General features: G+C 70.9%; 14 protein-coding genes. 9 read left to right on the top strand and 5 right to left on the bottom strand.

Annotation, left to right across the window (positions count from 1 at the left end):
• Positions 1–115: 115 nt before the first annotated feature.
• Entirely contained in the window at positions 116–3,172 is a 3,057-nt protein-coding gene (locus K8625_RS08690; RefSeq protein ID WP_223782402.1) for a helicase-related protein, read from the bottom strand.
• Between the two features lie 240 nt (positions 3,173–3,412).
• Here K8625_RS08690 and K8625_RS08685 point away from each other — a divergent pair, with 240 nt between their 5' ends.
• The 7 genes from K8625_RS08685 to K8625_RS08655 all read left to right on the top strand — a co-directional run bounded on the left by K8625_RS08685 (position 3,413) and on the right by K8625_RS08655 (position 14,010).
• The gene (locus K8625_RS08685) at positions 3,413–5,263 is read left to right on the top strand and encodes an ATP-binding protein (protein WP_223782401.1); all 1,851 of its coding nucleotides are present in this window, start codon (positions 3,413–3,415) and stop codon (positions 5,261–5,263) included.
• A gap of 263 nt (positions 5,264–5,526) precedes the next feature.
• A complete protein-coding gene (locus tag K8625_RS08680) occupies positions 5,527–7,380 on the top strand; it encodes a cytochrome C (protein ID WP_223749260.1) in 1,854 nt (617 codons plus the stop codon).
• 28 nt (positions 7,381–7,408) lie between these two features.
• Positions 7,409–8,572: an FIST signal transduction protein gene (locus K8625_RS08675; RefSeq protein WP_223749259.1), complete on the top strand. Its 1,164-nt coding sequence runs from the start codon at positions 7,409–7,411 to the stop codon at positions 8,570–8,572.
• A 3-nt stretch (positions 8,573–8,575) separates the two neighbouring features.
• Positions 8,576–11,527 (top strand): response regulator, encoded by a 2,952-nt coding sequence (locus K8625_RS08670; protein WP_223782400.1) that lies wholly within the window; start codon positions 8,576–8,578, stop codon positions 11,525–11,527.
• On the top strand, positions 11,520–11,912 hold the full coding sequence (locus tag K8625_RS08665) for a response regulator (protein WP_046710855.1): 393 nt from the start codon (positions 11,520–11,522) through the stop codon (positions 11,910–11,912). Before K8625_RS08670 ends, K8625_RS08665 begins: the two co-directional genes overlap by 8 nt.
• 158 nt (positions 11,913–12,070) lie before the next feature.
• On the top strand, positions 12,071–12,970 hold the full coding sequence (locus K8625_RS08660) for a tryptophan 2,3-dioxygenase family protein (RefSeq protein ID WP_223749257.1): 900 nt from the start codon (positions 12,071–12,073) through the stop codon (positions 12,968–12,970).
• A gap of 17 nt (positions 12,971–12,987) precedes the next feature.
• The gene (locus K8625_RS08655; protein ID WP_223782399.1) at positions 12,988–14,010 is read left to right on the top strand and encodes a methyltransferase; all 1,023 of its coding nucleotides are present in this window, start codon (positions 12,988–12,990) and stop codon (positions 14,008–14,010) included.
• A gap of 188 nt (positions 14,011–14,198) precedes the next feature.
• On the opposite strand, the gene K8625_RS44145 is transcribed toward K8625_RS08655, so the two are convergent.
• Complete coding sequence (locus tag K8625_RS44145) at positions 14,199–14,900, bottom strand: response regulator transcription factor (protein ID WP_267698214.1); 702 nt, start codon at positions 14,898–14,900, stop codon at positions 14,199–14,201.
• Between the two features lie 309 nt (positions 14,901–15,209).
• Between K8625_RS44145 and K8625_RS08640 the strand changes: the two genes are divergently transcribed.
• Positions 15,210–16,442, top strand: coding sequence for a sensor histidine kinase (locus K8625_RS08640; RefSeq protein ID WP_223782398.1), 1,233 nt, complete (start codon positions 15,210–15,212; stop codon positions 16,440–16,442).
• Positions 16,443–16,645: 203 nt separating this feature from the next.
• Entirely contained in the window at positions 16,646–17,050 is a 405-nt protein-coding gene (locus K8625_RS08635) for a response regulator (RefSeq protein WP_046710851.1), read from the top strand.
• Positions 17,051–17,068: 18 nt separating this feature from the next.
• Here the strand turns inward: K8625_RS08635 and K8625_RS08630 are convergent, their stop codons facing one another.
• From K8625_RS08630 to K8625_RS08620, 3 genes are all read right to left on the bottom strand, one after another.
• Entirely contained in the window at positions 17,069–18,373 is a 1,305-nt protein-coding gene (locus tag K8625_RS08630; RefSeq protein ID WP_223782397.1) for an AarF/ABC1/UbiB kinase family protein, read from the bottom strand.
• Between the two features lie 78 nt (positions 18,374–18,451).
• Positions 18,452–20,257: a serine/threonine-protein kinase gene (locus K8625_RS08625; RefSeq protein WP_223749253.1), complete on the bottom strand. Its 1,806-nt coding sequence runs from the start codon at positions 20,255–20,257 to the stop codon at positions 18,452–18,454.
• Positions 20,258–20,855: 598 nt separating this feature from the next.
• Positions 20,856–21,371: a hypothetical protein gene (locus K8625_RS08620; RefSeq protein WP_223782396.1), complete on the bottom strand. Its 516-nt coding sequence runs from the start codon at positions 21,369–21,371 to the stop codon at positions 20,856–20,858.
• Between the last annotated feature and the right edge of the window lie 295 nt (positions 21,372–21,666).

Raw genomic sequence — 21,666 nt, 5'->3', positions numbered from 1 at the left:
GGACCGTAGCCAAATTCGGTACCCAGCCCCACTGTCCACGACACAGTGGGACTGTCCGCGCGAGCCTCCGACACCTCGCGTCACGGGCGCAACACCCCGCCCTGCCCCGCACGTCTCAGCGGTTGAGAATGAAACCGCAAGCCGAGTCGAGTGTCACCTTCGCGTCACGCAGTGCGTGGAGCAGACGCTCGTAGTGCGCATGCTCGGCGCCCAGCTGGGTGGCGAGGGCGTCATCCGACAGGCCCTGGTGGTCCAGGGACAGGCGCAGGCGCTCCAGGCCGGCGTCGCGCTCGGCCTCGATGGCCTCGCGGGCGGCGGTGGTGAGCTTCTTCAGCGCGGCCTCGGCGGCCTTCTGGCCCACGGGCACCGCGGCGTCGAGGAAGGCGTCGAAGCCCGGGAAGGCGCGCGACACCTCGTCGCCCTTGAGCGTCTTGCCCTCGGCCTCCAGCGCGGGGAGCACCGCGTCGTCGGCCCTGGGGCCGGACGCGCCGCCATCCACCACGGCCACGTGGACCAGGGTGCGCTCCAGGAAGCGCGCCAGCTGACGGCTGGGCACGCGCGCGCCGGGCGAGGTGTCCTCCGGCTCCGGCAGCTGCAGGTGGTAGAGCAGCTCCACGCCGCGCGCCTTCTGGGGCCCGCGCTTCTCGATGAAGCGGAACGCGCTGCGACCATAGGGACCGTCGCGCAGGAAGCCGAACAGCGCCTCCACCAGCGGGTGGCCGGTGGCGAAGTACTCCAGCTCCTCGGCCTCCACCGCGGTGTCGCGCCAGAAGGTGCCCAGCTGCGTGCGGTCCTCCAGCACGTCCAGCCCCGGCAGGCCGTCCACCTTCAGCGCGTGGCCGAACTGGAACGCCACCTGGAAGGCCTCCACCTGCTCGTCCGTGTCCACGCCGATGCCCACCCGGCGCGCCAACTCCGTGACGGTCTCCTCCAGCCGCTCGTCCAGGTCCCGCGCGACGCCCCACAGGCCGTCCTCCAGCCCGAGCGCCTCGCCGTCGTCGCCGTCCTCGTCGGACTCGATGCCCATGCGCTCCTGGGCCTTCTTCACCAGGCGCTCCACCGCGGGGCGGTCGAAGCTGCGCACGTCCAGGAGCGGATCATACGCGCGCTTCACCTGCTCGCGCGCCGACTCCACCTTGGCCTTGAGCTCGCCCGCATAGGCCACGCGCGCCTCGCGCGGCAGCAGCGCCAGCTCCGCCAGCCGGTCCTCCACCTCCTCCAGCACCGCGTCCAGGCCGCCCACCGTCTCGCCGAACACGCCCACCGCGTCCGCCAGCAGCGTCAGCACGTCCGACGCCAGCGTGCCCGCCACGTCGAAGACGTGGATCTCCACCGGGTGCGTCTGGCCGATGCGGTCCAGCCGGCCGATGCGCTGCTCCACCGTCGCCGGGCTCCAGGGCAAATCGTAGTGCACCAGGTGGTGGGCAAACTGGAAGTTGCGGCCCTCGCCGCCCACCTCCGTGCAGAGCAGCACCTTGGGGCCCTCCGGGTCCCGGAAGCGCGCCACCTGCCTGTCCCGCTCCACCAGCGGCAAATCTCCGTGGTAGCCCAAGGCCTCCACGTTCTCGCGCGACAGCTCCGACTGGAGCATCTCCAGCGTGTCGCGGCTCTCGGTGAAGACAAGCACCTTCGCGGAGGGCTCCGCCTTCCACACGCCGCGCAGCACGCCCACGAAGGCGCTGAACTTCGCGTCGCGCGACGGCAGCTTCAGCACGTCCGCCTTCGCCTTGAGCACCGGGTTGGACTTCACCGCGCCGGAGAACGCCGCGGAGCTGGACTCCAGCCGGCGCAGCACGTTGCCCAGGGGCGCGCCCCTCAGCGTGCCCTGCGCCAGCACCTCCAAGGCCGCGTCGCGGACCTTCAGCTCCTCGGCGGGCAGCGCCACCGGGTGCCGGTGCAGCCTGCGCGTGGAGAAACCACCCACCACCGCACGGCGGTTACGCACCAGCGTGTCGCTGAGACTGTACGTCTCCGCCAGGTGCTGCAGGAGCGCCTCCGGTTCCTTCAGCGTCTTGAGCCGCGCGTCCTCGGGGAAGCGCTGGGCCAGGGCCTTCACCGCCGCCGTGGCCTGGGCCTTGCCGCCCTCGCGCAGCGCGCGCACCGCGGTGGACAGCTCCTCCTGGCGCGCGAGCCGCTCCTCGAAGCCCTTCACGGACGGGGCCGTGGCCGCGTCGATGAGGGTGAGCAGCCCGTGGTACTCGGCCGGGTCCAGCTGCATGGGCGTCGCGGTGAGCAGCAAGAGGCCCCAGGAGTTCTTCGCCAGCACGGAGGCGGCCTCGAAGGCGCGCTCGCCCTTCAGGTGGTGCGCCTCGTCGATGATGACCAGGTCCCAGAACGCGTCCTCGCCCGCGAGCTCCTGGCGGTGCTCCTCGCTGCGCGACAGCAGCTCCAGGCTGGTCACCACCAGCGGGAAGCGCGCCCAGGGCGACACGCCCGGGGCCTCCTTGAGGGACTGCGCGTAGCGGTCCGAGTCCATCAGCGTGAAGAGCTGGTTGAACTTGTGGAACAGCTCCACCAGCCACTGCACGGTGAGGTGGCTGGGGGCCACCACCAGACAGCGCCGCACCAGGCCCGACAGCCGCAGCGCGCTGAACACCATGCCCGCTTCAATCGTCTTGCCCAGGCCCACCTCGTCGGCGAGCACGAAGCGCGGACGCCGGGCGGACAACACCCGCTGCACCACGCCCACCTGGTGGGGTTTCACCATGACGCGGCTGGCGAGCAGCGCGCCCAGCGCGTCACACCGCCGCTCGTCGTCCAGCACCAGCGCCTGCTTGCGCAGCGTGAAGGCGCGCGCGTCCCCCACCCGACCCTCGCGAAGTGTCGACAACAGGTCCGAGCGCGGCGGCAGCGCGCGCACCTCCGACTCCGGCAGCTCGTCCTCCTCGCCCGTGTCCGCGTACCTCAGCACGTAGCGCCGCAGGCCCCGCGCTCCCGGCTCCTCGGCCACCACCAGGGCCAGCCGCCCCTTGTACGTCACCACCGGCTCTCCCGGAGGCAGCGGGTAGGACACCAGGGCGCCGCCCTTGGTGGACACCAGCACCGGGGCGTCCTCCCGTGCGGGGAAGACGACGAGCGCCTTGGCTCCGTCCTCCTGGAGGGACAGCAGGTGACCCACACCCCATTCGGGCTGGGGGAGATAGCGGACCTTCAGACCTTCGACGAGAGACATAGGCGGTGTGGACAGACGCGAGACGAATGAGGGGGGGCACGCCTCATAACCCCGCGCCCTGGCGATGGCCATTCCAGATGGGGAGTCCTTCCACCCAGGGAGTGTCAGCAACCTCCCTGGGGTGACTCAGACTTTGTCCAACCGGGCAATTTTCCGCTGTCCTCGCATCGGGGATGCTGTCCATCACCTTCCTGATGCGGGCCGGTTGCGGGCTTTCGCCAGGAGCGGGGGGAGCCTCACATGATGCGACGTTGGACGTTCGCCCAGCGGGTGGGTGCGGGGGTGTCCGCCTGCATGCTCGCCGGCCTGTTGTTGTTCGCGACGCTCCTGTCCGTCGTGCACGGACTGTTCACCCATGAGGAGGTCTCGCGCCTGGCCTTGCGACAGGCGCTGCTCGCGGGCTTCGTGGGGCTGGCCGGCGTGGGCGCGCTGGGGCTGGTGCTGAGCCACCTGCTGGCGCCGCTGCACGCGCGCCACGAGCACAGCGAGCAGCGCCTGGGCCTGCTCATGGAGGCGGTGACGGACTACGCCTTGTGCTTCCTGGATTCGCGCGGCCGGGTGACGGCCTGGAACGCCGGCGCGCAGCGGCTGACGGGCTGGGCCGCCGAGGACGTGGCGGGCTGTGCCTTGGAGCGGCTGCACCCCGAGGACGCCGTGGCCGCGGGCCTGCCTCGCGCCCAGCTGGAGCGCGCCCGACGCGAGGGGCGCCTGTTGTCCGAGGGCTGGCGCGTGCGGCGCGACGGCACGCGCTTCTGGGCGGAGACGCTGCTCACCGCGCTGTCGGACTCGCGCGGGCGGCTGTGCGGCTTCGCGGAGGTGACGCGCGACATCACCGAGCGGCGCCGCATGGAGCGGGCCCAGGCGCTCTTCGCCGAGGCGGGCCGCGTGCTGCAGCCCTTGTCCGGCGCGCGCGAGGTGGGCGAGGCCCTCACGCGCCTGTGCGTGCCCGAGGTCGCCGACGCGTGCATCCTCTTCCTCCCCTCCGCCGACGGCCGCGTGCGGCCCCAGGCCGTGGCGTGCGCGGACGACCAGGCCGCCAGCCGCCTGTGGGAGCCGCTCCTGCGCTGCCCCGACGCGGACGAGGTGGGCCCCCGCCACGTGGTGTGCACCGGCCGCGCGGAACTCCTCTCGGAGGTGGAAGCGGAGCACCTGCCCGTGGCGCTCGAGGGCAGCGCCCACGGCGAGCTCTTGCGCGTGCTGGGCGTCACCTCCTCGCTCACCGTGCCGCTGGCGGTGGGCTCGCGCGTGCTGGGCGCGCTGTGCCTGCTGTCCACCGGCGCGCGGCGCTACGGCGAGGTGGACCGCGCCTTCATGGAGGAGCTGGCCGCCCGGGCCGCGCTCGCGCTGGACAACGCGCGCCTGCTCACCGAGGCGCAGGGCGCGCTCGAACTCATCGGCGTGGCCGCGCATGACCTGGGCAACCCGCTGTCCTCGCTCCAGCTGCGCCTCAGGCGCCTTCGCCTGCTGGAGGTGAACGCGCACGAGCCCCGGCTGCGCGAGGGCCTGGTGGGCGTGGAGGGCGAGGCCCGGCGCATGGGCCGGCTGCTCCACAACCTGCTGGACCTGTCGAGCCTGTCCGCGGGCCCCATGACGCTGGACCGCGAGCAGATGGACCTGGCCGCGCTGACCAGGGAGGTGGCCGAGCGCCACGCGGAGCAGGCCGCCGCCGCCGGCTGCGCGCTCACCGTGCGCGTCCAGGAGCAGGACACCACCGGCTCGTGGGACCGGCTGCGCCTGGACCGCGTCCTCACCAACCTGATCAACAACGCCCTCAAGTTCGGCCACGGCCACCCCGTGGAAATCAGTGTCCACGCCGACGCCTCCCACGCGCGCGTCACCGTGAAGGACGCGGGCCTGGGCATCGCCCCCGGCGACCAGCAGCGCCTGTTCCACCGCTTCGAGCGCGTCCACGGCGACGGCCGCCGCCACCCCGGCACCGGCCTGGGCCTCTACATCGTCCAACAGCTGGTCCAGGCCCACGGCGGCTCCATCCACGTCCGGAGCCGAATCGGGGAAGGCGCGGAATTCACTGTTGAACTTCCCCGTGCCCTGCAGGGCAGGGCTCACATCCCCCTGCAAGCGACCGCTTGAGTCGGTTCAGCCCGCAGCGTATTGAGGAAATCCGAACAGTTGGAGGCTTCCGGGATTTAAAGAGGGCGGATTATTTTCCCAGAAGTTGAAGGCGTCTGTTCAGTCCAGATATTCTTCGTACGGCTAAAAAGGCTCGAACCGGGGAAACCCGGAAACGGGAGAGATCCGGCCCCCCTCGCCCCCTGCGGGCGAAGGGCTACAGGGTCCGCTGGCCGGGGTGCCAATGGTGGTGCCCTCAACCACATGTACGAGGAGAGTCACCCATGGGTGGACTTGGAGCACCCTGGTCCCAGCGCGAAGCGTGTACGCACCGCTCGCTCGGTTACCCCACGGCCCGCCAGACGTTGGCGTGGGCCCTGGTGACGGGGTTGCTGGTGGCCTGCGGCGGACCAGAAGACGCGTCACTGGACGAGGCGGCGCTGGCGCCGGAGGCCGGAGAGACCGCGTCGGAGTCCCAGGAGCTGTTCGGCTGGCCGTGGCCGCCTGCGCCCAAGCCGGTGGGGCTGGCGCTCGAGGTGGACAACGGCAAGGGGCAGCTCTTGCGCGTGCGCGCGGGCTCGAGCTTCTACATCAACCAGATCGACCTGCGCGCCTCGGTGCTGTCCAACCGCGACACGGGGCTCGCCGCGCTGAAGACGCAGAGCGACTTCGCGGGGCTGGGCTGGTCGGGCCTCAAGGCCGTGGACGAGGAGCCGGTGCTGCTGGGCAGCCCGGGTGCCTTCACCCGCCGGCGCTTCTACCGGGGCGCGGCGTGGATGGACGTGCCCAGCATCTTCACGGTGGAGCCCGTGGACTCGCGCGGCCGGCTCACGGGCCTGCCCGTGGTGCTCAACATCGGCTCGGAGGACTCGCGACGCGAGCGCACCGACGACTTCTTCATCCGCCGGCTGCGCGCCATCCAGTCCATCACCGACTGCCAGTCCCCCACCAACTGCACGGGCGCCCGGAAGTTCGAGGAGGAGGCGCTGGTGGAGGTGCGCAACGCGTACGAGCACGCCAAGGCGAAGGCCTTCACGCTCACCACCACCACCACCGCGCTGCGGCTGCGCTGGAGCCTGCGCCCCTTCACGCCCTACATCATCCCCGTGGAGCAGGTGCGCGACGCCGACTACGCCTATGGCTTCGGCATCGACGTGAAGGCGCTCACCCCGCCGCGCCGCGATGGCACGTATGCCCCAGGGTCCGAAATCACCTTCCAGGTCGCCCTGAAGGACGGGGCGGGCAACAGACTGCACCCCGAAGGCAGTCTGCCGTCCTACAATGAGGTCGCGCCGGACGGAAACGCGGCGGGCATCCAGTACTATCGGGCCTTCTTCGATGCGACGACGACGTACTACCGGCGCAAGCACCGGGAGCGGATGTTGATGTCCCAAATCATCGGGCCCGCGCAGAACATCCAGCCCATCCGCAGCGTCATCGCGCTGGAGGCCTTCCTGGACCCGGAGGTGGACGAGCAGGTGGTCGCCACCGAGGCGCGCGACGGCGTGTACTCGCAGTTCGCCATCCTCCCGTTCGCCAACATCGTCTTCCGCGGCGCCTTCTTCCCGGAGGAGGGCCTGTGGGACCGGCCCAACACGGACAAGTGGCAGTACAAGATTCCCGCCGACGCCACGCCCGGCACCTACCTGGTGACGGTGAAGGGTCGCCGCGTGTACCTGGGCGAGGACCTGCCCGGCTCGCGGACGATTGAAATCCAGGTGGGCACCCCGCGCCGCACCGAGGCGAGGCTCACCACGGGCCCGTGCAACAGCTGCCACAGCGAGGGCGGAGAGCTGTCCCAGGTGCTCCACGGCAACGACAACCGCGCCGCGTGCTCGGGCTGCCACGCGCCCCTGGGCTTCGAGCTGGAGGGGCCCATCTTCGTGCGCACGCACTTCATCCACTCGCGCTCCAACCGCTTCGACAAGCCGCTGGAGCAGTGCTCCTCCTGCCACCTGACGAAGGAGAGCATCCAGCGCACGAGCAAGGCCGCGTGCCTGTCGTGCCACAAGAGCTACCCGAAGAGCCACGAGGCCCAGTTCGGGAAGATTGAAAGCATGTACGTCGGCGGAGGACCCGAGTCCTTCCAGCAGTGCACCGGCGCCTGTCATACCCAGCACCCGCGCAGCGGCCTGTAGCCGCCGCCAGACACCTCGGAGGTCCTCCATGGCCCAAGTGAAGATGCAGACGGCTCGAACCACGCTGACGGAGCCGGCCGCGGCCGCGGAGGACCTCTTGAGCCAGCTGGGCAACGTCAAGCCCGTGCTGGTGACGATGTTCGCCTCGCGCAACCGGGACCAGCATGCGTTGAACCGCGCGGTGCGCGAGCGGCTCCCCCCGGGCACGCGCCTCATCGGCGCGACGACGGCGGGCGAGCTGGACAACACCGGCATCCACGAGGGCAGCGTGGTGCTGTCCGCGCTCTCCGGCGACGTGGAGGTGGGCCTGGGGCTGGGCACGCAGCTGTCGGTGGACGCCATCACCGCCGGGCAGAACGCCATCAAGCGCGCGTGCGAGGATTTGGGCGTGCGCCAGCAGGACCTGGACCCCAGGCGGTACGTGGGCCTCGTCATCGACGACGGCTTTCGTTACAAGAAAGAAGAGCTGCTGCTGGGCATCCTGGAGCGCAGCCAGACGCTGGTGCTGGTGGGCGGCGGGGCCAGCGACGACAACCGCGACCCGGCCAAGCAGTCCGCGCTGGTGCACGTGGACGGCGAGGTGGCCACCGACGCGGTGCTGGTGGCGCTGTTCCGCACCAGCGCGCCCTGGGCGGCCCTGCGCTCGCACTGGTACGTGCCCACCGGGGAGAAGCTCACCATCACCAAGGTGGACGAGAGCCACACCCGCGCGCTGGAAATCGACGGGCACCCGGCCGCCAGGCGCTACGCTGAAATCCTGGGCGTCAAGGACGTGAAGGATTTGGAGTTCGGCACGCCCGAGGGCTTCGCGGTGCGCCCCACCGCGCTGCGCGTGGGCCGCGAGTACTTCATCCGCGCCGCGTGGCGGCCCCAGGAGGACGGCTCCATCCTCTTCGCCAACCTGCTGGAGGAGGGCACGGAGCTGGAGCTGATGAAGCTGGGGGACATGGCGGGCATGACGCGCGGCTTCTTCACCGACGAGATGCCCCGCCGGGTGCAGAACCCCCAGGCCGCTCTCCTGTTCCACTGCGGCGGGCGCATGTGGTACGCGCATGCGACCAACAGCGTGGCCCAGCTCGCGGAGACCCTGAAGGCCGCACCCACCGCCGCTGGGATGAACGTGCACTTCGAAATCTATTCAGGGTTCCACATCAACACCACGTTGACCGCGCTGGTGTTCGGGGCGAACTGAGTCATGGCCACCTCCCTCCCCCCTTCCGTCCCCGTGGCGGACGCCACGTCCCTGCTGCTCGTCGCCAGTGAGCGCGAGTGTCAGCGCGTGGAAGAGGCGCTCGGGCACGCGGGTGTCATCGCCCACGTCGAGCGCGCCACCAGCGCCCCCGCCCTGGAGGCCGCGCTCGCCCGCCCCTGGTCGCTCGTCGTGTGCGGCTCGGAGCTGCCCGGCCTGGGCTTCGCCGAGGCGCAAGCCCTGTGGCGCAAGCATTCGCGTGAGCTGCCGTTCGTCGTCCTGTCGCGCGAGTGGAGCGACGAGCTGTTGGAGGCGAGCACCCGCGCGGGCGCTCGCGACTACGTCAGCGAGGACCGCTTCAACCGGCTGGGGCACGTGCTGCGGCGCGAGCTGCCCCTGGCCGGGGACCGGCTGCGCCATGACGCCACCCAGGAGCAGCTGCATCACGCCAACTGGATATTGGGCAACATCATCGACGCCCTGCCCTTCGTCCTCTTCGTGAAGGACGCGGCGACGCGGCGGCTGGTGGTGGCGAACAAGACGTTCGCGGACGCGTTCGGCGTCACCAAGGAGTGGCTGCTCGGCAAGCTGGACCACGACTACTTCCCGAAGGAGCAGGCCGACTCGTTCATCGCCATCGACTCGGACATCCTCGCGTCCAAGAAGATGCGCTCGTTCGAGGAGGTGGCGCGCGCCGGCGGCGTGGACCGCATCTTCGCCACGCGCAAGCTGCCGCTGCTCGACGCCTCCGGCGAGGCCCGCTACGTGCTGGGCGTCACCGAGGACATCACCGAGCGCAAGCAGAACGAGGAGATGCTGCGCGCCTCCAAGGCGGAGCTGGAGGCGGCCAACAAGCAGCTGGCCGCGAGCCTGGAGGAGATCAAGCGCACGCGCGCGGTGTCCGCCCGCTCGCTGGCGTCCTATCAGCAGCGCGCGCTGCAGATGGAGATCATCCGCCAGCAGAACGAGGACCTGGACCGGCTGGCCCAGGAGCTGGCGGTGGCCAAGCGCAACGAGGAGGAGCGCGCCCGCGAGGCCGAGGCCGCCGCCCGCCTCAAGAGCGAGTTCCTGGCCAACTTCAGCCATGAGATCCGCACGCCGCTCAACGGCATCATCGGCTACTGCGACCTGCTGATGCGCGAGGAGGGCTCGCGGCTGACGGCCCACGGCCGGCGCGACCTCAACGTCGTCAAGACGAACGCCAAGACGCTGCTGGCGCTCATCAACGACATCCTGGACCTGTCCAAGATCGAGTCGGGCAAGGTGGACGTCGTCACCGAGCCCGTGGACGTGCGCGAGCTGGCCGAGGAGTGCATGGCCACCGTGAAGGAGTACCTCAAGGGCAAGGACGTGGCGCTCACGGTGCACGTGGACGCGGCGGTCGAGACCCTGCGCACCGACGCGCTGAAGCTGCGGCAGATCATGCTCAACCTGCTGAGCAACGCCGCCAAGTTCACCGAGACGGGCGAGGTGGCGCTGAGCCTGGTCCCCAACGGGGACGAGGTGGTGATGATTGTCGAGGACACCGGCGTGGGCATCCCCGCCGACCAGCTCCCCTTCATCTTCGAGAAGTTCCGCCAGGTGGACGGCTCCACCACGCGCAAGGTGGGCGGCACGGGCCTGGGGCTCGCCATCGTGCGCGAGCTGTCGCGCGTGCTGGGCGGCACCGTCTCCGTGACGTCCACGCTGGGCCGCGGCACCACCTTCACGGTGCGCCTGCCCAACACCCCGGACGCGGCGCCGACGAGCGCGCAGGCCTCACAGCACGCCGAGCGCGGCGTGCCCGTGGCGGAGGTGGCCAGCCACGTGGGCGCGCTCGCGCAGCCGGGCAGCACCGTGCTGGTGGTGGATGATGATCCGCTCATCCAGCAGCTGGTGACGGGCCAGCTGGAGCCCGTGGGCTTCAAGGTGGTGGTGGCCGAGGACGGCATCATCGCGCTCAAGCGGGCGCGGGAGCTCAAGCCCCAGGCCATCCTGCTGGACATCCACCTGCCCAAGCTGGACGGGTGGAGCGTGCTCAGCCAGCTCAAGAGCGAGCCGGCGCTCGCGGGCATCCCCGTCATCCTCATCTCCGTGGAGGAGCAGCGCTCGCGCGGCTTCTCGCTGGGCGCGTGCGAGTACCTCGTCAAGCCCGTGGAGCCCGAGCGGCTGGTGGAGGTGGTGCAGCGCAGCCTGGCCCAGTCGCTGGGCTCGTCCGCCGGGGTGGGCGAAGTGCTGGTGGTGGACGACGACTCCGCCACGCGCGAGCTGGTCAGCCGCAACCTGCGCCGCGCGGGCTTCAGCACCGCCGAGGCCCGGAGCGGCGAGGACGCGCTGCTCAAGGCGCGCGTGTCCCCGCCGTCGCTCGTCGTGTTGGATTTGATGATGCCCAACCTGGACGGCTTCGAGGTGCTGCGGCGCCTGCGCGCCGAGAAGCTCCAGGTGCCCGTGGTGGTGCTCACCGGCAAGTCGCTCACCCACGAGGAGGAGGCGCTGCTGCGCGACGGCTTCGCCGGCTTCGTGAAGAAGGGCGGCCACGCGCTCGAGGACGTCATCGCCCAGGCCAAGGGCCTGCTGCTCTCCCAGCGCGCCGCGTCCGCGGGGCGGCTGCCGCGCATCCTGTACGTGGAGGACAGTGCCCAGAATCGGGACATCGTCCGGCGCTACCTGGGCGGACTGTTCGAAGTCATCGAAGCGGAGGACGGAGAGCACGGCCTGGAGCGCGCCACGCGCGACAACCCGGACCTCATCCTGATGGACCTGTCCCTACCGCGGTTGGATGGTTGGGAGGCAACACGTCGCTTGCGTGCGGTACCCTCCGTGGCCAACGTGCCCGTCATCGCGGTGACGGCTCACGCGGGGCGTGAATATCAGGACAAGGCGCACGCGGCCGGTTGCACCGCGTACCTCACCAAGCCCCTTGATCGTGACCAGTTGCTCGAGATGATCCGCAAGCATCTAGGGAGAAGCCATGGCTGAAGAAAAAGCACGCGTCCTGGTGGTGGACGATGACCCGGACCTGCTCGACCTCGTGCAGCGCTCGCTGAGCGCGTATGGCTTCGAGGTGCTCACACACACCTCGGCGTTGGGTGTGTCCAACCTGGTGAGCCAGTCGGAGCCGGACTTCGTGCTCATCGACGTGAACTTCCCCGCCCTCAAGGGCGACAAGGTCGTCAACCTGGCGCGCCAGTACGCGTCCGCCAAGACGAAGTTCATCCTCTACTCGGCCTCCGACGAGTCGAAGCTGCGCTCGCTCGCGCTGGCGTCCGGCGCGGACGGCTACATCTCCAAGAGCGTCCAGGGGGAGGAGCTGGCGAACCGGCTGCGCACCTTCCGCCTCAAGCCGCGCCCGCCTTCACCCTGAAGCCCTCACCGCCGCGCCTCGTGCCCGAAAGGGCCTTGGCGCGGCTTCCACCTGCAGCAGCAGCACCGTCGTCGTCGCGAGCCTCTGGCCGTCACCGTCGGGCACGTCTGCTTCGCTCTCCGCCCCTGAATGCCCATTTCTCCCCTCCGGAGGGGTCCATGCACACGTTCAATGATTACAGTCCTGCGGAAAAGTTACGGCAAGAACTGGATGCACCGCTGTTCAACCCCCTGTTGAAGAAGTGGGTGGGGAAGGGGGAGCTGGACTACGAGGTCTATCTGAAGACGCAGCAGCTGTTGTCGCTGCAGGCGTCGGAGGAGGAGCGCGTCTCGCACGACGAGCTGATGTTCCAGGTGGTGCACCAGGCGCAGGAGCTGTGGCTGAAGCTGGGCTCGCGCGAGGCGGTGGAGGTGGTGGCGGAGCTGGACCGGGACGCCCTGTGGGCCGCGTCCGCCAGGCTGGAGCGGCTGGTGCGAATCCTCCGGAGCCTGGAGGCGGAGCTGGGGGTGATGGAGACGATGACGCCGGACACCTATCAGGTCATCCGCCGCAGCCTGGGCAACGGCAGCGGCCAGGAGTCCCCGGGCTACAACATGCTGCGCAAGGCGTCGGAGGGACTGGAGGCCGCGCTGGAGCGGCTGCTCGCGCGGCGCTCGCGCACGCTCCTGGAGGTGTACTCGGGCGGCGGGCCGGACGACTTGAAGCGGCTGTGCGAGCAGTTCGTGGACGTGGACGAGGCCTTCCAGGGCTGGCTGTACCGACACTTCCAGCTGGTGCGGCGCACCATCGGCGTGGACCGCTCGGTGAAGGCGCTGGACGGGCTGCCCACGCAGGTGCTCGCGGGGCGGATGACGCTGCCGCTGTTCCGTCAGCTCTGGGACGTGCGCGTGGAGCTGACGGCCGGCTGGCGCCGGGAGGGGGGCCATTCCCCGGGCGCGCGCCGTGACGGCTGCATGGAGGGCGCGATGAGCGCGGCGGCCTACGCGGCGCCCGCCAGGACGGGCGGCGGGTGCCCGGTGGCGCACGCGGGCTTCACGCCCACCCGGGGCGAGTCGTGACGTCGAGGGCGGGCGGAGTGGAGCGCTCGCCTCGCGCGCTGCTGCACCTGCTCTACAACGGCGCCAAGGCGGTGGACGTGCTGACGGCGTCGCTGGAGCTGGGGCTGCTCGAGTCGCTGGAGGGCCCCGAGCCCATCACCCTGGCCCAGCTGGCCGCGAGGCATGGCCTGGTGCCGGGCCGGCTCTACAAGCTGCTCGACTGTCTGGAGAGCCTGGGCCTGGTGACGCGCGAGCAGGACACGGACGCGCTCGCGTCCGCGCGCTACCACGCGGTGGAGGGCCTGCGCGACGCGGCCCTCGCGGTGCTGGGGCCCGACGGCCGGGAGACGGACCGCGAGAAGTTCGCCTGGCGCACCCTGCACGGCCGGCTGCCGGAGGTGCTGCGCGGGCACCACTCCATCGCCCCCGCGGACTTCGACTGGCCCCTGCGCACCCCCGAACAGCTGGAGGGCTTCGAGACGAGCATGGCGGCGGGGCTGCCGCCCATCCTCGAGGCGCTGCGCCTGCACGCGCCCGCGCTGTGGAGGGACGGCCAGCGCGTGCTCGACGTGGGCGGCGGCGACGGCAGCCTCGCGGCGCACCTGTCGCAAGAGCACCCGGGCTTGAAGGTGGATGTCTTCAACCTGCCGGCGACGCTCGCGCTGGTGGAGCGCACGCGCGAGCGCTTCGGCCTGTCCGCCTCGCGCCTGGGCTTCGTGGCCGGGGACTTCCTGAAGGAGCCGCTGCCCGAGGGCTACGACGTGATGAGCTTCGTGCGCGTGCTGCACGACTGGGCGCCGCAGACGGCGCAGGCGCTCTTGCAGGCGGCGTGGGCGGCGCTGCCCCCGGGCGGGCGCGTCATCATCTGCGAGGAGTTCCGCACCCCGGAGCGCCTGGCCGCGCAGTTCTTCTGGACCTACTTCCTCATCGGCGTGGACTCGTGCGTCAGCCGGCTGCGCGAGGTGGAGCTCTACGAGCGGATGCTCGCGCAGGCGGGCTTCCACCACGTGCGCGTGCTGCCCGGCGGCCCCTTCGAGCTGGTGACGGCCCAGAAGCCCTGACGCCGTGCGGCGTCGACAGTGAACGGGCCAGGGCAGCCGCTGCGTTCGGAGCTGCCCTGGCCCGCCGGGGACGGTGACGCGAAGACCCGCGCGCGGGGGTTTTCGGGAGTGGAGCGCCACGGGTCCACCCACCCTCTCATGCGCCCGCGCCCGCGCCCATTGCCTGCAAGTGCTGGCGCACCGCGGTCTCAGATGCCTGCCGGGCGCTGAACGCCCAGCTGCAGCGCGAGCACCGCCAGCTGCGTGCGGTTCTCCGAGCCAATCTTCTTGTAGATGCTGGTGATGTGCGCCTTCACCGTGCGCTCGGTGATGCTCAGGCACGCGGCAATCTTGAGGTTGTCCGCGCCCGCGGCCACATACCCCAGCACCTCGCGCTCGCGCGGCGTGAGCAGCCCCAGCTCCGCGCCGCCCGTCGGCACCTCGTGCTGCAGCATGAAGCCCGGCAGCGACGGCACCCACGACAGCCCGGGCGGCATCAGCCGCTCCCCGCGCGCCACGCGCGTCACCGCCTCCACCACCTCCGCGCAGCCCACGTTGTGCTTCCACAGGTAGCCCGCGGCGCCCGCCTGCAGGCACTGCTCCACCACCTCCGGCTCGTGGTGGCTCGACAACACCAGCGACCTCACCGACGGATAGAAGTCATGCAGGCACTGCAGCGCCGTCATCCCCGTCGCCGTCCCATCCTGGTCCGGCGGCTCCAGCTTCAGGTCCAACACCGCCACGTGCGGCATCTGCTCACGCACCCGCGCCAGGAAGGGCGGCGTCTGGGAGCAGCGCGCCACCACGTCCATGCCCGCACTCTCGAGGACCAATACCAGACTCTCCCTGAAGACCTGCTGGTCCTCCAGGAGCGCCACCCGGATTCTCTCATTGGAAATGTCTGTCGTCATCATCACTCCAGATGCGATGAGAGCCCTCGGGATTCACTTCCGACGAGAGCCCTTCCGCGACCTTGTTCATCAGGCGATGTTCAAAAGTTGTTCAGGGACTGTTCAAGGTAAGCCATTCACTGGCGTGCGGAGCCTCCATCCAGGGATGCTGTCCATGTCGGGCACCCATCCGTATGTCAGTCTTTCGCAGTCGGCGCACGGGGGAATGGCAGTACAGTCCACATCAGACATACCCGTGCGGGCTGGGGCTCCGTGAGGGCGGGGGACCCTCCCTTGCCGCGTGCCGCGCCCTGGGTTACAGCTCAACGCATGTCACCCGCGTCGTCGACCGAGCATGAGCTGGCGGCCCTCCTCGAAAAGGTGAACAAGACACACGGGCCCGACTTCGAGGACGAGCCCCTGACGCCCTCCCGACACTCGCCGGCCCTGGAAGGCATTGCCGGCGCGGTGGCCCTGCTCCGAGGGGATGCGGCGCTGTATGTCAACCTGCGCTGGCAATCCCTCACACTGGCCCGGGGTCCGTGGCGGCGTTTGACAGAGCGCGGACAGGAGGAGGGGCCCGCCCTGCTGACGCTGCGCAGCGTCGTGGCCGCGGAGGTGCGGGCGCTGGACTCGACGCCGGAGGAGCTGGCCCGCATCTCGCGCTACACCTACGCGGGGGGGCATCAGCAATTGGAGGTGGGCGTCCGGCATGTCCGCGCGGACCTGGCGCCCAGGGTCGTCCTGGTGCTCGCCCGGGACATCACCGAGCAGGCGCGTCAGGAGGAGGCGCTGGAGAAGGAGCGCCGCGCCCTGGCGGAGCGCGAGCACCTGCGCATGCTCAGTGAGCAGGCCTCGGGAATCGCCCATGATCTGAGCAGCCTGCTGGTGGCCATGAAGCTGCGGCTGGAGCTGCTCCAGACCCGCCCTGGCAAGCAGGGTGAGCAGGAGACGCCGGCCCACGTGGACACGCTGTTGCGAATCGTGGCGGACGCGACGACGCGGCTGTCGCGGCTGCGCGACTTCGCGCGGCAGAAGCCCGAGTCTCCGGTGGAGCCGGTGCAGCTGGCCGACGTGGTGCGTGACGCGGTGGAGATAGCCCGGGGGGAGCTGGAGTCGCGGGCCGCGCGCGAGGGGCTGAGCCTGCACCTGGACGTGGACGTGCCCCGGATGCCGCTGGTGGAGAGCTCCGCGGCGGACCTGCGCTGCGTGTTCCTCAACCTGCTGCGCAACGGACGCGACGCCATGCCCCGGGGCGGCACCCTGCGCGTGCGCGGCCACCAGACCTCGGCGGGCCAGGTCGTCATCACCGTGGAGGACGAGGGCACGGGCATCCCCGAGCAGCACCTGCTCTCCATCTTCCAGCCCTTCTTCACCACGAAGGGCCAGCACGGCACGGGCCTGGGCCTCTCCATGGCGCACGAGGTGGTGGCGCGGGCACGCGGCACCCTGGTCGCGTCCAACCGCCCGGAGGGCGGCGCCGTCTTCACCCTCACCCTCCCCTCGCTCAGGCGGACGGCCACGGGCCGGGGCGGCCGGGCCTCCGAGTACCGCTCCGGCTGAGACACGGGGCCCCGGCCGGGGTGGACGGGGCGGGTGGAGGTACACCCGGTCCACCCACCACGTCCTGTCACGGCGGCGCGAAGGGCGACTTCGCGAGGGCGCAAGGGGGCGACAGGCGGCCCTCGGCTAGGTGATAATCCGTAGGCCACCCGGCCTGGTGGCGACATCCGGTGGGCGTCGGGCGCCCATGAGGGGGAGGAGTCATGTCGGAGATGAAAATCCGAGTGCTGGTGGTGGATGACGACCAGGAGCAGCTCACGCTCGCGGAGCGCTCGCTGTCGGCGTACGGGTTCGATGTGCGCACCCACCGCTCCTCGTTGGGCGTGTCCAACCTGGTGCGCACGACGATGCCGGACCTGGTGCTGCTGGACGTGAACATCCCGGCCCTCACCGGGGACCGGGTGCTGACGTTGGCGCGGGGGCAGGCCCCGGCGGGCACGCGCTTCGTGCTCTTCTCCGCGTCGGACGAGGCGCAGCTGCGCAAGCTGGCGCTGGAGTCCGGCGCGGACGGCTACATCACCAAGAGCACCCAGGGCGAGGAGCTGGCGCGGAGGCTCCACGCCATCCACGCCAAGGGCCGCGGCCAGGCGGCCTCGTCCGCGCCGTAGCACGCGCGCGGGCTCCTCTCAGCCGAGCAGCTCCGCCATCTCCAGGAAGACGCCGCGGAAGTCCCCGCGGGCGCCGATGAGCCGCAGGTTCTGCGCCAGCCCCCCCGTGGAGCGGAAGAACATCACCGCCTCCGGCGGCGGCTTGATTTTGAGGAAGCGGGCCGCGTTGCGCGTGAAGTGGTTGCGCATGTCGCGGGGGATTTCGCAGGACGTGTAGTCGTACGGGGTGGTGTGCATGGGCCTGCCGGCGATGTGCAGCACCTCGCGGATGAGGTCCGCGGCCTCGTCGCCGGGCAGCTCCACGGTGAAGCCCACCTCCAGGCTCAGCCGCAGCACGTCGAAGGGCTCCAGCTTCAGGGACTGCTGGAACATGCGCCGGTTGGCGTCCACGAAGCGCGGGCTGAAGCGCTTGATGGAGCCGAAGTCGAGCAGGCCCAGGCGCCCGTCCGGCATCACCATGAAGTTGCCCGGGTGCGGGTCCGCGTGGATTTCACCCGCGCCGAAGAAGGGCCCGTACGTGGCGCGGATGAGCTGGCGCGACACGCGGAAGCGCTCCTCGTTGGAGGACTCCTTCGTCACCCAGTCCTTGAGCGTCAGGCCCTCCAGCAGCTCCATGGTCAGCACGCGCCCGGCGCTGTGGCTGTCGACGACGCCGGGGACGTGGAGGTCCTCCAGCCGGGCCACGCTCCTGGCGAAGCCCCGGGCGAGCTCCGCCTCGCGCCGGTAGTCCAGCTCCAGCAGCAGCTCGTCGCGGAACTCCTGGAAGTACGCCGAGCCGTCCATCAGCCGCGAGGCCTTGGACATCGTCTTCACGACGAGGCCCAGGTTCTCCATGTCGTGCGTCAGCGACTCGGCGATGCCCGGGTACTGCACCTTCACCGCCACGGGGCGCCCGTCCGCGAGCACCGCGCGGTGCACCTGGCCCAGGGAGGCGGCGGCCAGGGGCTCGCGGCTGAACTCGCGGAAGGCCTCCTCGGGGGGACAGCCCAGCTCCTCGCGCACCACGCGCGACACCATGTCGTAGGACATGGAAGGGGCCTGGTTCTGCAGGCGGGCGAGGACCTGGCGCACCTCGGGGGTGAGCAGGTCCGGGTCCATGGAGAGCGCCTGGCCCAGCTTCATGGCCGCGCCCTTGAGCTCCCCCAGGGTGGAGACGAGCTTCTCCGCGGCGTTCCTGCTGAGCAGTTCCGGCGTGCCGCCCGTCAGGCGCTTCGCGCTGCTCTTGAGCACGTCGGTGCCCACCTGCATGGAGAGGCCCGCCAGCTTGCGCAGCCGGGTGAAGCGCCCTTGGGGTGGAAGCGAGTCGTCGGAGTCGGAGGCCATGGGTCCAGGGTGGATTAACAAGGAGCCCACCCCGGGACGCAAGGAACGGCGGTCCACCCCTGGCGCCCGCCCGCCCGCCTACCGGGGCGTGGGCGTGTTGCGCAGCCGGGCCCGGAGCATGCGCCAGCGCTTGAGCCCTTCCAGATCCAGCGGGTCCATGCGCACCGCCTGCTCGTAGGCGGCGAGCGCCTCCTGCAGCCGGCCCACCGAGGACAGCGCGTCACCGGACAGCCGCTGCACCGCGGCGCGGCCGTCGCGGCCGGGGAACTCGGCGAGGAAGCGGCGGCGGCAGTTCTCCAGCGCCGTGGCGGTGAGGCCCGCGGCGAGGCAGCGCTCCACGCCCTCCACGTTGCCCAGGCGCGCGTCGTACTCCGCCCGGCGCTCCACGTGCCCCAGCACATGCAGCGCCGCGGCCACCCGCTCCCCCACCCGCTCGAGCTGGGCGCGCTGCCCCAGGGACAGGTTGCGCGCCTTGAGGGGCTCGAGCGCCGTGCGGGCGCGCTGGGCGCCCACGCGCAGGGTCTCCGGCGTGGCGTCCCGGGGGACCTCCAGCACGGCGTAGTGGTCCCCGGACATCCGGTTGCGGAAGCCCTGGAGCACGCGCTCCGCCTCGGCGTCCTCGCGCATGGGGGACGGCGGCGGCGTGGGCGGCTCCAGGCGCACGCCGGACTTCAGCCGGGCGAGCGCCTCCTGGAAGGCGGGGGACGTGTCGCGAAGCTGCACGCCGAAGCCCGGCGACATGCGCCAGGCCCTGGCCTGCTCCTCCGTCACGTGGCGCACCACCTGGCCGGTGCAGGCGAGTTCGCCGCCGGGCAGCCGCAGCAGGAGCCCCACGTCGGAGAGCAGCGGCGGCGGCGCGGCGGGCGTGTGCAGGAAGAGGCCGGCGCGGCCCACCCACTCGCACGACAGCTCGTGCGAGTGCGGCGCGCCCGCCATGCGCACCCGGGCGGTGAAGCCGGGCGCCGCGGGCTCCGGCTCGGGCACGAGCGCGGTGGCGAGCGCGGCGCGCAGGTCCGAGGCCTGGGCGAAGCGGTCCGCGGGGCGCTTGGCCAAGGCGCGCAGGAGCACGCGCGACAGCGTCCTGGGCACGTCCGGGCGCACCTCGTGCGGCGGCACCGGCGGCTTCTGGAGGTGGCCGATGAGCACCTCCGCCGCGGTGCGGCCCGCGAAGGGCACGCGTCCGGTGAGCAGGAAGTAGCCCAGCACGCCCACCGCGTAGAGGTCCGTGCGCGCGTCCACCACTTCGTCGCCGCACTGTTCGGGGGCCATGAACTCCGGCGTCCCCAGCAGCACGCCCACCTCCGTGGTGTGCACGCCCGCCGGGCGCGACAGCAGCTTGGCGATGCCGAAGTCCAGGAGCTTCACGCGCTGGCGGCCCTGCGGCCCCGGCACCAGGAAGACGTTGGCCGGCTTCAAGTCACGGTGGACGATGCCGTGCGCGTGCGCCGCGCCCAGCGCGTCACACACCTGGGAGAGCAGGTCCACCACCAGCGCGGGCGGCAGCGGCTCCTTGGCGAAGGCCGCCAGGCTCTGCCCCTCCAGGTACTCCATCACCAGGTAGGGACGGCCGTCGCGCGTGTCCAAGTCGTAGAGCGCGACGACGTTCTCGTGCTGCACCACCGTCAGCGTGCGCGCCTCCGACAGGAAGCGGGCCACCAGGTCCGGGTCCTGCGCCAGGTGCGAGTGCAGCACCTTGATGGCCACGCGCTTCTGGATGAGGGCGTGCTCGGCCAGCATCACCGTGCCCATGCCGCCGCGGCCCAGCTCCTTCAGCAGCTTGAAGTGCCCCAGCTGGTGCCCCACCAACGAGCCCGGCACGGGCGTGGGGACCGGCGTCAGCGTCTCCACCCGGACGGGCGGCGGCGGCGTCCCCGCGTACAACATCGTGTTCCCTTCCGCCGGCGTGTGCCGGTGAGGACGCACCCAGGTCGGACACTCACTGGGGTCGGAGTGCGGAGGCACGCAGGAGCAGATGACGTTCTGGACGAACACGGGGCGATTGGGGACGCGGGGACAGGGTGATTCGGAAGACGGGTTGCGAGTCGTGTGCCACCCTCGATTCAACCGCGCTGGCACCGGCGCTTCATGCGAAAGGAGTCGTGTGACTTCAGGTTCCGGACAGTGAGGGAGGAACGCGCCCTCATTGCTGGAAGTCTCCCCTGCTCTCTCCGCAGAAACTACAGCCATTCGGTTGAAAACTTTACCGCTCGGCTCGCAATGCGCGGTTGGGTTTCTGGGATTCCTTTTCTCTCCGTCTCACTCCCATGTTTTGTGGAACACGTTTCACGCCTTCCCTGTCTCGCCGCCCCCCTGAAGGGAAGACGCAGGGGGTCGGGTTCCTTGAGTCAAAAGATGTGATGAGGATGAACCGAGGGGCGTGGCTCCCCGGAAACAGGAAGACCCCTCGGGCGGAGCCACGGGGGCGCCGCCGGAGGGGTCTGGGTGAGGCGTCGTCTTCGGGAGGGCCGGTGGGCCCTGTTCATCAGCCGATGATGGGCTCGCAGTAGCCGTCGGTCGAGCAGGCCAGGCCCGAGCAGCAGGCAGCGCCTTCGCCACAGGGCGCCTCGACGGGCTGGCAGGAGCCGGCATCGGGCTCGCCGCCGGTGCCCGCGTCGGGCTCACCGCCGGTGCCCGCGTCGGGCTCACCACCCGTGCCCGCGTCGGGCTCGCTGTCACAGGCGCCCAGCGTGTCGCCGTGCTTGACGTGGGCCTTCACGGCGGCCAGGCCCACGGTGATGGAGTGCGCGTTGTCGGGGTTGCCCGGCGGGATGTGGCAGAGGGTGACCTTGCCCGCGTTGAGCGGGTGGAACGGATCATCGGAGTCGGCTCCCGCGGCCTCGCCCTCGTCGGTGCCGGGCGCACCCTCCAGGCCGCCGGACTGGGGCGCGCCGGTGGACGGCTCCGCGTCGGGCCCGGGTGAGCCACCGCATCCGCTCGCGAGCAACGCGCACAGGGCCACCACGAGAGAGGGAGTCGCAATGAGGTTCAGACGTCGCATGAACGTTCTCCAGTTCCAGGTGTACGGGTGTCGAGCGCCGCGCGAGACCTCGGAGCCATGAGCATGGCCGGGCCACACGCCTGGAGCGAGGGAGCCAGCCCTTGTAGACGACTGCTCCCCGCGAGCACTTCCACCACGCGAAGAAGACCCGGCACCCACGCCCCCGGCCACGCGCTTCACCAGGCGTGGACGCGCTTGAACGCGGAGCCTCGATGAGGGCGCCGGCAGACGCCTCGGAGCGGTTCGCTCGGGAACTTTTCCGTGAGGGTGGTGTCGAGCGGGCGGGGCCGTCATC

It is taken from the genome of Myxococcus sp. AS-1-15, assembly GCF_020037055.1.
GTDB lineage: Bacteria > Myxococcota > Myxococcia > Myxococcales > Myxococcaceae > Myxococcus > Myxococcus fulvus.
This window is presented reverse-complemented; position numbering and strand designations above follow the sequence as displayed.

Excerpts from the sequence above, each read along its gene's own strand:
- K8625_RS08660 (WP_223749257.1), top strand. The coding sequence starts at position 12,071 with ATGCACACGTTCAATGATTACAGTCCTGCGGAAAAGTTACGGCAAGAA.
- K8625_RS08680 (WP_223749260.1), top strand. The coding sequence starts at position 5,527 with ATGGGTGGACTTGGAGCACCCTGGTCCCAGCGCGAAGCGTGTACGCAC.
- K8625_RS08670 (WP_223782400.1), top strand. The coding sequence starts at position 8,576 with ATGGCCACCTCCCTCCCCCCTTCCGTCCCCGTGGCGGACGCCACGTCC.
- K8625_RS08685 (WP_223782401.1), top strand. The coding sequence starts at position 3,413 with ATGATGCGACGTTGGACGTTCGCCCAGCGGGTGGGTGCGGGGGTGTCC.
- K8625_RS08625 (WP_223749253.1), bottom strand. The coding sequence starts at position 20,257 with ATGTTGTACGCGGGGACGCCGCCGCCGCCCGTCCGGGTGGAGACGCTG.
- K8625_RS08635 (WP_046710851.1), top strand. The coding sequence starts at position 16,646 with ATGTCGGAGATGAAAATCCGAGTGCTGGTGGTGGATGACGACCAGGAG.
- K8625_RS08675 (WP_223749259.1), top strand. The coding sequence starts at position 7,409 with ATGGCCCAAGTGAAGATGCAGACGGCTCGAACCACGCTGACGGAGCCG.
- K8625_RS08620 (WP_223782396.1), bottom strand. The coding sequence starts at position 21,371 with ATGCGACGTCTGAACCTCATTGCGACTCCCTCTCTCGTGGTGGCCCTG.
- K8625_RS08690 (WP_223782402.1), bottom strand. The coding sequence starts at position 3,172 with ATGTCTCTCGTCGAAGGTCTGAAGGTCCGCTATCTCCCCCAGCCCGAA.
- K8625_RS44145 (WP_267698214.1), bottom strand. The coding sequence starts at position 14,900 with ATGACGACAGACATTTCCAATGAGAGAATCCGGGTGGCGCTCCTGGAG.
- K8625_RS08630 (WP_223782397.1), bottom strand. The coding sequence starts at position 18,373 with ATGGCCTCCGACTCCGACGACTCGCTTCCACCCCAAGGGCGCTTCACC.
- K8625_RS08665 (WP_046710855.1), top strand. The coding sequence starts at position 11,520 with ATGGCTGAAGAAAAAGCACGCGTCCTGGTGGTGGACGATGACCCGGAC.
- K8625_RS08640 (WP_223782398.1), top strand. The coding sequence starts at position 15,210 with ATGTCACCCGCGTCGTCGACCGAGCATGAGCTGGCGGCCCTCCTCGAA.